At 57.4% G+C, this 12233-nt stretch carries 7 protein-coding genes; 6 read left to right on the plus strand and 1 reads right to left on the minus strand.

What is annotated here, in order from left to right; translation table 11 throughout:
• Window positions 1-90 precede the first annotated feature (90 nt).
• The 6 genes from ptsP to ABD76_RS02695 all read left to right on the plus strand — a co-directional run bounded on the left by ptsP (window position 91) and on the right by ABD76_RS02695 (window position 10844).
• Window positions 91-1830 (plus strand): phosphoenolpyruvate--protein phosphotransferase, encoded by a 1740-nt coding sequence (ptsP, locus tag ABD76_RS02670; RefSeq protein ID WP_197254056.1) that lies wholly within the window; start codon window positions 91-93, stop codon window positions 1828-1830.
• Window positions 1831-2056: 226 nt separating this feature from the next.
• The gene (gene glcT / locus ABD76_RS02675; protein ID WP_197254064.1) at window positions 2057-2914 is read left to right on the plus strand and encodes a glucose PTS transporter transcription antiterminator GlcT; all 858 of its coding nucleotides are present in this window, start codon (window positions 2057-2059) and stop codon (window positions 2912-2914) included.
• Window positions 2915-3216: 302 nt separating this feature from the next.
• A complete protein-coding gene (ptsG, locus tag ABD76_RS02680) occupies window positions 3217-4782 on the plus strand; it encodes a glucose-specific PTS transporter subunit IIBC (RefSeq protein ID WP_197254066.1) in 1566 nt (521 codons plus the stop codon).
• A 331-nt stretch (window positions 4783-5113) separates the two neighbouring features.
• Window positions 5114-6559 (plus strand): N-acetylglucosamine-specific PTS transporter subunit IIBC, encoded by a 1446-nt coding sequence (gene nagE / locus ABD76_RS02685; protein ID WP_197254068.1) that lies wholly within the window; start codon window positions 5114-5116, stop codon window positions 6557-6559.
• Window positions 6560-6764: 205 nt separating this feature from the next.
• Window positions 6765-8126 carry an MATE family efflux transporter gene (locus ABD76_RS02690; protein ID WP_197254070.1) on the plus strand — a complete coding sequence of 454 codons (1362 nt, stop codon included), beginning with the start codon at window positions 6765-6767 and terminating at the stop codon, window positions 8124-8126.
• Window positions 8127-8504: 378 nt separating this feature from the next.
• On the plus strand, window positions 8505-10844 hold the full coding sequence (locus tag ABD76_RS02695) for a glycosyl hydrolase family 18 protein (protein ID WP_197254072.1): 2340 nt from the start codon (window positions 8505-8507) through the stop codon (window positions 10842-10844).
• Window positions 10845-11309: 465 nt separating this feature from the next.
• Here ABD76_RS02695 and ABD76_RS02700 read toward each other — a convergent pair whose 3' ends face one another.
• The gene (locus ABD76_RS02700) at window positions 11310-12224 is read right to left on the minus strand and encodes a PfkB family carbohydrate kinase (protein WP_197254074.1); all 915 of its coding nucleotides are present in this window, start codon (window positions 12222-12224) and stop codon (window positions 11310-11312) included.
• Between the last annotated feature and the right edge of the window lie 9 nt (window positions 12225-12233).

The raw sequence follows: 12233 nt of genomic DNA on the forward strand, positions 1-12233 counted from the left end.
ATAGATATGACGAACGGCCAAGATATGCCGATACGACAGAATAGACACGATACAGACGGGATTGAGAACAGAAGGAGTGGAGGAACCGTCATGCTGCTACAAGGGATTGCCGCCGCCTCCGGCTATGCTATCGGGCAAGCGTTTGTCCTGCAGGAGCAGGAAGCTTCGGTGGAGCGGATAGACATCGCTCCCGGCGAAGCGGATGCAGAAGTGGAGCGGCTTCAGAATGCGGTTGCACAGTCGAAGGATGAACTGGAGAAGATAAAGACAAGCACGGCGGCCCGGCTCGGAGAACATGAGGCGGAGATTTTCGCCACGCATCAGCTCCTGCTGGAGGATGAGGAATTCATCGGGCAGGCGATCGCGCAGATTCGGGACATGAACGTGAACGCCGAATATGCCCTGCATGAGGTGACCGAGCAGTTGGTCGCGATCTTTGCCGGCATGGATGATGAATATTTGCGCGAGCGGGCAGCCGACTTCCGCGATGTCAGCAAGCGGGTGCAGCGCCATCTATCCGGGGCCAAGGCGGCTTCGCTGAACGATTTCGCCGAGGCGGTCGTCCTGTTCGCCAATGATCTGACGCCATCCGATACGGCCCAGCTCGATCGGTCCAAGGTGGCCGGATTCGTGACGGAGACAGGCGGACGCACGTCGCACTCCGCGATTATGGCCCGCTCGATGGAGATTCCGGCGGTGGTCGGACTGACGGACGCGATGAGCAGCGTCAAGACAGGCCAGATGGTCATTGTGGACGGCTCCAGCGGCATCGTGCTGATCGATCCCGATGCCGAGACGTTGGCTGCTTACCGGGAGAAGAAGGAGAAGTTCGAGCTGCGCCGGGAAGAGATGAAGCAGTACAAGGATCGTCCTTCGGTGACCGCGGACGGCCATCGGGTCGAGCTGGTCGCCAATATCGGGAACCCGCAGGATGCCCTGGGCGCGCGGAATCACGGGGCGGAAGGCGTTGGCCTGTTCCGCACGGAGTTCCTGTACATGGGCCGCGACAACTTCCCATCGGAAGAGGAGCAGTATCATGCTTATACGGCGGTCTGCCAGACGATGGGACCGGAGAAGCCGATCGTCATTCGTACGCTCGATATCGGAGGAGACAAGGAATTGTCTTATCTGGAGCTGCCGAAGGAGATGAATCCGTTCCTCGGCTACCGCGCGATTCGGCTCTGTCTTGACCGCAAAGATCTGTTCAAGACGCAGTTGAGAGCCATTCTCCGTGCCAGCGCGCACGGCAATATCAAGCTGATGTACCCCATGATCGCGACGATTACCGAGCTGCGGGAAGCGAACGAACTGCTCGCCGAAGCGCGGAAGGAGCTGGATGCCGAAGGCGTGGCTTACAACCGCGAGATGGAAGTCGGAATTATGATCGAGGTGCCGGCCGCGGCGATTGCCGCCGACCAGTTGGCCGAAGAAGTCGACTTCTTCTCCATCGGCACCAATGATCTGGTTCAATATACGATGGCTGCCGATCGCATGAACCAGCAGGTCTCGCATCTGTCGCAGCCGTTCCATCCGTCCGTGCTGCGGTTGATTAAGATGGTCATCGACGCGGCGCACAGCCGCGGCAAGTGGGCCGGCATGTGCGGAGAGATGGCCGGCAATCTCAAGGCGATTCCGCTGCTGCTTGGCCTCGGTCTGGATGAGTTCAGCATGAGCGCCAGCTCGGTTCTTCCGGCGCGCGTGCTGCTGAGCAAGCTCGACCGGGAAGCGATGAAGCCGTTGGCCGAGGAAGCGCTGCGGCTGACGACGGCCGAAGAGATCCAGTATCTTGTCGTCGAACGCATTCCGGCGATTCAGGAGTTGACGATATAATGAGACGCTAAGGCAGCTTGGGCAGGCTTGAGGGAGGAAGAATAGGGCATTCTCCCTCAAGCTTGACAATTTTCGACATTGTTCATCAAAATCTTGACTTTTTTTTATTTTTTATTGAAGCTAGCTGCATGTTGCCCTACAATAAACTTACAGAGATGACGATTTTTTCGTAACCGTTTCCATTTTCTGCTCGCAATCACCCATCTGATGAGAAAGGAGCTTACCGTTGTCTAGCGAACGCCGCTTTGAGATTATTCGGGCCTTAAGCAACAATGTTGTGCTGGCGAAGGAAGTGCTGACGGACAAGGAAACCATTCTCATGGGAAAAGGAATCGGGTTTGGGGCGAAGCCCGGGCAGCCGATATTTTCCGGCGATACGCGAATTGAGAAGACGTTTTATTTGGATAATAAGCAGAATCTCTCGCAATATCAGATGCTGTTCGAGCAGATTGATCCAGAAGTGATTGACGTATCGGAACAGATTATTTCCCTGGTGGCTTCCGATCTGACTCCCGATCTGAATGAGCATATTCATCTTGCGCTGCCGAGCCATATCGAGTATGCGCTGTACCGGCTGCGGCATCAGATTGAGATCGAAAATCCTTTCCTATGGGAAATCCGGACGCTGAACCCGAAGGAATACGAGCTCGCTTCCCGTGCAGCCGAGATTATTGGACATCAATTCGGCGTCGAGGTGCCGGAGGATGAAATCGGGTTCCTGACGATCCATATTCAATCGGCCGTCGCCCATGTCCCTGTGAACAATGTAGTCCAGCACAATCATCTGCTGCGGGAACTGGTCGGCCTTATCGAGGCGCGGCGGGGCAGTCCGATTCCGAAGGACAGCATCGATTATTTGCGGCTGGTCACCCATCTGCGCTTCGCGATAGAGCGTATCCGCCAAGGCCAGCATTCCCGGAATCCGTTCCGTGACCGGATGCAGGAGATGGCTCCTTATGAATACGAGGTCGCCGGAGAATGCGCCAAGCTGATGAGCGCTCAGTTGAAAGCGCCGGTGTCGGAAGACGAGACCGCCTATATTGCCATGCACTTGTACCGTCTATTCCATCGGGATGCCGAATAACATACAGCAACATATCGAATCAAGCGTGTTACTAGTTCGACTAGGCATGAGCTTGCTCGGGACCATCCGCTTGCGCGGGTGTCGTTCTGCTGCAGGCTCATGCCTTTTTTCGCGGGCCGTCGCGGCGGCGAAGCGAGGCGACGAGAGACTGGAGAATATTTCTTCCGCCTTTAATCCATACTTGTAGTGATTTTACGCCACGATATCTTTGAGTCATTGCGGTTCATTAGCGGGAACCTGATCGCAATTTCACACCACTCCCAAGAAAGCAACTACATTTTGCTGAAAGAGGGAAAATAAAGATGAGCAACTTCTTTGAGAAAGCGCAGCGATTTGGCAAATCATTTATGCTCCCTATTGCGGTCCTTCCTGCTGCAGGACTTTTGCTGGGTATCGGCGGGGCGCTGTCCAATCCGAATACGGTGAGCACCTATCGGTTCCTGGATGTGCCTTGGCTGCAGCACGTCTTTACGATCATGAGCAGCGCGGGCAGCATCGTGTTCGCCAACCTGGCGCTGCTGTTCGCCATCGGCGTGGCCGTCGGCCTGGCCCGGGCGGACAAAGGAACGGCAGGTCTCGCGGCCGGGCTTGCTTATCTGGTCATGAACGCGACGATTAGCGCCATGCTCGTCATTACAGGCAACCTGGCGGCGGATAATCTCGCTTCCGTCGGCCAAGGCATGATTCTGGGCATCCAGACGCTGGAAACCGGCGTGTTCGGCGGCGTCATTATCGGTCTGGCCACCTCGATTCTTCATAATCGTTATAATAAAATTCAATTGCCGCAGTTTTTGGGATTTTTCGGCGGGTCGCGTTTTATCCCGATCGTGACCTCGTTTGCCGCGATTTTCGTCGGCGTCGTGATGTACTTCGTCTGGCCATTGATTCAGTCCGTTATTTTCCAGGCGGGCGGGCTGGTGGAAGCGACCGGCTATATCGGCACATTGTTCTACGGGTTCATCCTGCGTTTGCTTGGTCCGCTCGGCTTGCATCACATCTTCTACATGCCTTTCTGGACGACGGGTCTCGGAGGCTCGATGGAAGTCGGCGGGCAATTGGTTGAAGGGACGCAGAAAATTTTCTTCGCCCAGTTGGCGGATCCGAGCACAGAGAAATTTTTCATTGGTACGGCGCGGTTCATGTCCGGCCGCTTTATTACGATGATGTTTGGCTTGCTGGGCGCCGCATTGGCGATTTATCACACCGCCAAGCCGGAGAAAAAGAAAGTGGTCTTCGGTCTGATGCTGTCCGCCGCGCTGACGTCCTTCCTGACGGGAATTACGGAGCCGCTGGAATTTTCGTTCTTGTTCATCGCGCCGTTCCTGTACGTGATTCATGCGTTTTTTGACGGCCTGGCCTTCATGCTGGCGCATATTTTTGAGATTACGATCGGGCAAACCTTCTCCGGAGGCTTGATTGACTTTATTCTCTTCGGAATGCTGCAGGGTCAAGCCAAGACCAACTGGTTGATGGTTCCGGTCATCGGCGTTGTCTGGTTCTGCTTGTACTATTTCACGTTCCGGTTCCTGATCGTCAAATTCAACTTGAAAACGCCGGGCCGCGAGGAAGAAGCGGAGGGCGGAGCAGCCAAGGACGGGGATGCGTCCGCGGAAGAAGCGTCTGCCGGAGAGGCGAGAGCCAAGGCCGTCGTTCAGGCGCTTGGCGGACAGGACAATATTAAAGATTTGGATTGCTGCGCCACCCGCCTTCGCGTCTCGGTATTCCAGGTGGATGGCGTTCAGGAGGATAAGCTGAAGGAAACCGGAGCCAAGGCGGTCATTGTGAAAGGCAACGGCGTCCAGGTCATTTACGGGCCGCAGGTCACGATTATCAAAAACGAAATCGAGGAATATATGGGAGAATCCTAAGAACTCCTAACACCGTAGAATAGCCCAGGGAACCTCAACCGGAGTGCTCCCGGAAGCCAATGCGGCCCATAGCGCGCTGCGGGTGAATCGTCTAATCTGCCGGGATACCGAATAGGATAGAACATCATAGCGTCTCAAGCGTGTTACTAGTTCGACTAGGCATGAGCTTGCCCGGGACCATCCGCTCGCGCGGGTGTGTCTTGCTGCAGGCTCATGCCTTTTTTCGATGCCGGGCCTCCGGCGTGGCGATTTGCGGTGATGACGGGTTGGAGAATATTTCTTCAACCTTTAATCCATACTTTAACTAACTCTCTAAAGGAGGATACCTTCCATGCTAGGCTTTTTGCAGAAAATTGGCCGTGCCCTCATGCTGCCGGTCGCAACACTGCCTGCAGCATCCATCTTGCTGCGCTTCGGCGCCATCGATTATGTCAATGAGTTTCATTTTGGGGCGAAGGTCGGCGGCTTCATGAACCAATACGTCGCGCCGTACTTGCTGGCGGGCGGCGACACGATCTTCAAGCAGTTGCCGCTCATTTTTGCCGTGGGCGTAGCGATCGGTCTGGCCGGCGATGCGGTTGCGGCCTTGGCTGCCGTCATCGCGCATGTTATTCTGCAGCAGGTGTTGGCCACGACGCCGAAAGTATTCGCATTTATTCCGGATGAATTGGTGCTCGATATGGGCGTGCTTGGCGGCATCTTGACAGGATGTCTCGCGGCGTTCATGTACAAACGGTATCATGATATCAAGCTCCCGGATTGGCTTGGCTTCTTCGGGGGCAAACGTTTCGTTCCAATCGTTACTTCTCTGTCGATTCTCGTGATCGGGATTCCGGTAGCCATTATCTGGGGGCCGATTCAACAAGCGATCGACGCGTTCGGGAACTGGGTCGTCAGTCTGGAAGCGATCGGTTCCGGTATCTTTATGGTTGTCAACCGGCTGCTCATTCCGACCGGCTTGCATCATATTATCAATAACGTCGCCTGGTTCCAAATTGGATCGTTCGAGTATGCCGGAGAGGTGTACCGTGGGGATATTGCGCGCTTCTTCCACCACGATCCGACAGCGGGCTTGTTCATGACCGGATTCTTCCCGATTATGATGTTCGCATTGCCGGGCGCCGCGCTGGCGATTATTCATACGGCGAAGCCGGAACGGCGCAAGCTGGTGTCTTCCGCCTTCGTCAGCGTCGCCATCGCTTCGTTCTTGACGGGTATTACGGAGCCGATAGAATTCGCCTTCATGTTCGTGGCGCCGGTGCTGTATGTGGTGCATGCGCTGCTGGCCGGCTTGTCCGGCGTCATTACGGCGGTCCTCGGCATCAAGCACGGATTCGGCTTTTCGGCCGGCTTTATCGACTACGCGCTGAACTTCGGTCTTGCGACGAAGCCGCTGCTGCTCATTCCGATCGGTCTCGTCTACTTCGTCGTCTACTACTTCCTATTCCGCTTCATGATCGTGAAGCTGAACCTGAAGACGCCGGGACGGGAGGATGACGCCGAGGCGTCCGAGGAAGAAGAGAAGGGGGCGGCGAATTCGAGCTTGCATGACAAAGCCGTCAAAGTGATGGAGCTGATCGGCGGCAAGGATAACATCACTTCTCTCGATGCCTGCATCACTCGCTTGCGGCTGACGCTGAAGGATGAGTCGCTGGTCGACGAGAAGGGGCTGAAGGGGCAAGGCGCCGCCGGCGTCATGCGCCTGGGCAAAGGCAATGTGCAGGTCGTCTTCGGCACCCAGTCCGAGCTGCTGAAGGAAGAAATGAAGAAGCTGTAAAGCTGCGATTGAATCAGGTCTCCCGCTGAAGGGAGGCCTGATTTTTTTATATCCAAGCAAGGAAGAAATCTGGTAACATAGATCCGCTTGATGGAAAAGGCGACAGGTTGGAAGTCAAGCCTTCATGGCCGGCAGAAGCCTGCCGATGATGAACTCGTCCTCATGAAACGGACTTCGCTGTCATGAGCAAAAGGTGGTCCATCACGTGAAAAACTGGAAAAATATATTGCTGCTGGCGATCCCGTCGCTGCTCTCCTTCGCGACGCAGACCGTAGTCGGCACGATCAATCTGATTATGGTTGGCCATCTCGGCGCGATGGTCATTGCGATCGTCGGGGTGGTCAATATTATCATTTACAATGCGTTTGCCCTGTTCTCCGGCATCGGGCATACGGTCAACTATCTCGTCGCGCAGAACTATGGCGCCAATGATATGCGTAACGGCATCCGGCGCACCTATATCGCGCTCTACATCAGCGCGTTGGTCGGGCTGCTGCTGCTTGTGATCGGTATCTTTTTCTCCGATCAAATTCTATGGCTCACGACCGGCTCGAAGGAGATTGCGGATCAGGGCACTTATTATTTGCAATTGCGGATTATCGCGCAGGCCTTCGGCATCGTCTCGTTCGCGCTGCACGGCTTCCTGCGGGGCGTAGGGGACACCCGCACATCGATGATTCTGTCCATCGTCAGTAATGTGACGATAGTCACGCTCGTCTACGCGCTGACGTTCGGACATTTCGGCCTGCCGGAATTGGGGCTGAACGGAGCGGGATATGCGATTCTGGCCGGGGAGGCCGTCGGCTTCGTGCTGGCGCTGTTCGTCTTCTTCGTCGCGAAAAATAAGCAGTTCCATACGCGGATCGGGGTACGCCCCCGCGCGTCCGAGGTGAAGGAGCTGGGCGGGGAGAGCTTCAAGCTGGGCCTGCAGGAATTCTCGATGAGCCTCTCGATGTACATCTTTACGATGTTCGTCGCCCGGCTGGGCACGACCGCCCTGGCGGCCAACGAGATTGCCTTGAACGTGATGGCCTTTGGCTTCATGCCGGCGTTCGCCTTCGGCGCGACGGCGACCATAATGGTCGGACAGGAGGTCGGGCGCGGGGAGCCGCTCAAGGGCCGGCGCGCCGGAACGGACGTCGCGGTGATGGGCTCGATCTTCATTCTGCTGCTGGGCGCGGCCGAATTCGTCTTCGCGGAGCCGATCGCCCGGCTGTACAACAGCACCGAACCGGAAGTGTTCCATCTGGCCGGAATTCTGATTATGACGTCGGCGTTCCTGCAGTTGTTCGATGCGCTGTACAATTTCTACGCCGGCGCATTGCGCGGAATCGGGGACACGACCTTCCTGATGCGCGCGTCGCTTGTGACGAGCTGGCTCATTTTCGTCCCGCTGGCTTATTTGTTCATTTATGTGTTCGAATGGGGCAGCATCGGCGCATGGCTGTCGCTGTACCTGTATTTGATGGTGCTGGGCATCTCGCTCATGGTTCGGTTCTACCGTACCGATTGGAGCGGAATCAGGATCCGGAAGTCCGCATCGGCCGAGCATTCCGGGGGAATGTAAGGATTGGCTGCCGCCGTCTCCTCGAAGGGGATGGCGGCAGTTGTCTATTGCGGATTATTGATCGTGGGAAATTATCCCTCCTTTATACAATAATATCCCTGCCAAACGCGGAAGAAAGAAATATAATGGGATCGCCGAGACTCGCCATGATCCCGGGCTTCCCGGCAGGCTCCGTGAGGGAGGTGAGAGCACCGATATAACCGCCGCTGTATGCCGTTCTCCTGGCAGTTCAACCTTCGCCGCGCTTCTAGCAGCACCGCACTAGCTGTACCGCACATCTTCTGCCGCATCCATTTTCCACCATGTTCAACCCGCATTCGTGATTGTTCAGGCTGTGCCTGCATGCTGGAATCACAACGCCTATGGGGGTGTAAAAAAATGAAAACGCTTAAATGGGGCCGTGCCCGAAAATTGATGGCGCTCATGCTGGGCATTGTCATGACCTTGTCTTCGGCTGCCGCGGCTTCGGCTGCGCCGGATCGCGTTCAAGACATCGAGGGTCATTGGGCCGAAAAGGCGATGACGGAGTGGAAAGACAAGGGACTGCTTCGCGGCTATGCCGACGGTTCCTTGCAGCCGAATAGGGCCGTATCACGTTCGGAGTTCGTAGCGCTGATGAACCGGGCCTTCCAGTTCACGGGTATAGCGGACATTTCGTTTTCGGACGTTGCCGCTTCCTCCTGGGAATACGATGAAGTGAGGCGGGCAGTCAAAGCCGGGTTCGCGGCAGGCTTCCCGGACGGTACATTTCGTCCCGCTCTCCCGGTCAGCCGGCAGGAGGCGGCGGTTATGCTGAACCGGCTGCTTCCGGCCGATTCACCGAAGGGAGATCTCAGTTCCTTCACCGATCATAAGGAGATTGCGTCATGGGCCAGGGACGCCGTGAGCGTGATGGTCGCCGCCGGATGGCTCAAGGGGTATATCGACGATACGATACGCCCTAAAGCGAAGATGACGCGGGCCGAGGCGGTCATGTTCCTGGATCGCGCATTGCAGAGCAAGCTCAGAGGAGGCGAGGAGCAGCCGGAATCAGGCCAGGGCACGGAAAAGGAAAACGATAAGGAAAAGGAGGGAGATAAGAAAAAGGGTCCGGTCAGCACGACGCCGGACTCGGGAGGAGGCAGCTCTTCCTCGGGAGGAGGCTCCTCCTCCGGCGGGGGTTCCGCTCCCCCGGGGGACAGCAGCGCACCGGCCGCGCCGATCGTGACCGGCGTAAGCGAAGGGCAGACGTATACGATCGGCGTTGTGCCGGCCTGGAAGGCAGAGAGCGGCACGAGCGTAAGCGCGACCTTGAACGGAGCGGCATATGCGAAGGGCGCCGCGATCAAGGAGGAGGGCGAGTACGCCTTGACCGTAACCGCGACCAAAGCGTCGAACGGCAAACAGGCAAGCACGACCGTCCGGTTCAAGATCGAGCATGCGAAGCGGCTGATCGCTTACGTGCCGGGTTGGGTAGACTGGTCGGAGGCGAACCCGATCGATGCGTCGAAGCTGACGCATATCTATTATGCCTTCGCCCACATCAAAGACGGCAAAGTCATTCATATCCCGGATCAGAACGACGAGGAGAATCTGGCGTACTTCAGCCGATTGAAAGCGCAGAATCCGCATTTGCGCGTCCTGATCTCGATTGGGGGCTGGGGAGCGGACGGCTTCTCCGATGCCGCCCTGACGGAGGAATCGCGCGCCGCGCTCGCGGGGAGCGCCATGGCTTGGGTGGAGCAGTATCAGCTTGACGGCGTCGACCTCGATTGGGAATATCCGACGCAGAGCCCTGACGGCGTCGTGAAGGCAAGGCCGGAAGACAAGCAGAACTTCACCCTGCTGCTGGAAGAGTTCCGGAAGCGGCTCGACGCAAAGGGGGCGGCCGACGGCAAATATTATGAGCTGGCTATCGCGGTCGGATCGACGCAGACGTATTTGAACGGCGTCGAGATCGAGAAGATTCATCCGCATTTGGACAGCATCATGCTGATGACGTATGATTACTCCGGCGGCTGGATGAACACGACGGCGCATCATACGAATCTGTACGGCCCTGGGCTGAGCGGGGATGCGACCGTGAAGCTGTATCTGTCCAACGGGGTGCCGGCCGCCAAGCTCGTGCTCGGAGCGGCGTTCTACGCCCACATGTGGACCGATGTGCAGTCGGCGGAGAACAACGGCCTCGGGCAGCGGGCTGCTCCGAGCTGGCTGACGCCGAGCTATAGGGAAGTGCTCACGGAATATACCGTCACGAGCAGCACCTACGGAAAGCTCGCCTACACCCGGTACTGGGATGAAGCGGCCCAGGCGCCGTATCTGTTCGACGGCAGCACGTGGCTGACGTATGACGATCCGGAATCCGCGGCGGCCAAAGGAAAATATGTGCTGGAGCATGACTTGGGCGGCGTCATGCTGTGGGAATACAGCCATGATCCGTCCGGGGTATTGGTCGATGCGCTCTACCAATCGCTCAGAGGCGCTTACCAATCCGACACGACCATGCCGGATGCCCCGGCCGTCACGGGAGTCGAGGATGGGCAGACGTACACCGGACCGGCAGCCGCCGAGTGGGCGGATGAACCGGGGACGTTCCGCGTCGGCAAGCTGAACGGCGAGCCTTATGTTCGCGGCACCGCCATACGCGAGCCGGGGAATTATGTTCTCGTCGTCGCGGCGGTCCATCTCCGCAGCGGCAAGGCCGTGACGACGACGATCGAATTTACGGTGAAATAGGCGGATACGCCTTCGATAACGGAAGGGGCTGTCCCATCCGTAGCGTTAACCTACAGTGGTGACAGCCCATCCTGCTCCAGACCGCGCAGCTTTGCAAAAAAGCTGCAAAACTACAGTATTCTGCTTGCGACATTTCCTCCGTTATCGAAATCCTGCAAAACAGCATCAATTGAAGCCCTCCCTAGGGATGGGGAGCAAAAATCGGCGAAGATGATGCACTTTTGCAGGAATTTCATCGGAAATGGGTAGAAACGATGCAAAATCCTGTATAAATGCAGGATTCACCGCCTCGGCTGGTCGCCGCCGGTGGTTTCGCCGCCGCTGCCAGGGTCACTGCTGGTGCCGCTGCCAGGGTCGCTGCTAGGGTCGCTGCTGGTGTCGCCGCAGGTATCGCGCTGATCTTGCGCTGGTTTCACCGCTGGTGTCGCCGCTGGCTTGCGCCGGGCCGGCCACCTCTCCAGCAAGCTATAAGCTCCATCTGCCTCCTTGCTGCTGCACGACCTGCCCCGCAATGTCGTTGCCGAGCAGACAGGCCTCCCGCAGCGGCCAGCCGCTGGCGAGGCCAGCGATGAAGGCGCCCGTATGCGAATCGCCGGCTCCGATCGTGTCGACGACGGTTACTTGGCCGGCCGGCAATATTTCGCTTCCTTCCGAAGTGCAGAGCAGCGTGCCGTCCTGACCCAGCGTCACCACGACGGGCTGGCCGGTCTGACGGTACGCTTCCCGAACGGCGTCATGCAGATCCTGTACCCCCGTTAATCCGCTCAGCTCCGCGCGATTCAAATGCAGGATCGTATTCATGGCGAGCACGCGCCGCAGGGTCTCCCGTTCCAAATACGCCACTCTAGGGCTCGGATCGAATATGATCCGGCAGGATGCTTGTCTGGCGGCCAACGCGTCCAGGATGACGCGGCCGGAAGGCCCCTCCAGTTCGTAGCCGCTCAAGTAGATATAATCATATTGCTCCAGGCTGTGCCGCTCGAACCAAGCCGGCTTCCATTTCGTCTCGATTCCGGGGATCGTAATGAACGTTCGTTCGCCATCCCGCTCGACAATCGACAGATTCCAGCCGTTATCGCCGCTATCCTCTTCGATCAGCAGCGGATAGCCGTCGGCCTGCATCTGCTTCCGGATCATATCCGCATAGGCGCCTGCCCCTACGGGGACGAACAGATCATGAGCGACCCGCAATTGCTTCAGAATATGGGCCACGTTGTAGGCGCACCCGCCGACAAGGGTTTCCCGGTGCTCGGCCGCGACATCGTCTCCGGTTCGGGGCAGCGAATCCAGTTGGATAATCACATCGATGACGGCGGCGCCGAGCACGAGCACTTTTGCATCGCTCCGCGTATTCTTCAGTCGAGATATCCGATCAGCCATTTCGATTCC

This window comes from Paenibacillus dendritiformis, from assembly GCF_015845845.1.
GTDB classification, from domain to species: domain Bacteria; phylum Bacillota; class Bacilli; order Paenibacillales; family Paenibacillaceae; genus Paenibacillus_B; species Paenibacillus_B dendritiformis_C.

Excerpts from the sequence above, each read along its gene's own strand:
- ABD76_RS02700 (WP_197254074.1), bottom strand. The coding sequence starts at position 12,224 with ATGGCTGATCGGATATCTCGACTGAAGAATACGCGGAGCGATGCAAAA.
- ptsG (WP_197254066.1), top strand. The coding sequence starts at position 3,217 with ATGAGCAACTTCTTTGAGAAAGCGCAGCGATTTGGCAAATCATTTATG.
- nagE (WP_197254068.1), top strand. The coding sequence starts at position 5,114 with ATGCTAGGCTTTTTGCAGAAAATTGGCCGTGCCCTCATGCTGCCGGTC.
- ptsP (WP_197254056.1), top strand. The coding sequence starts at position 91 with ATGCTGCTACAAGGGATTGCCGCCGCCTCCGGCTATGCTATCGGGCAA.
- ABD76_RS02695 (WP_197254072.1), top strand. The coding sequence starts at position 8,505 with ATGAAAACGCTTAAATGGGGCCGTGCCCGAAAATTGATGGCGCTCATG.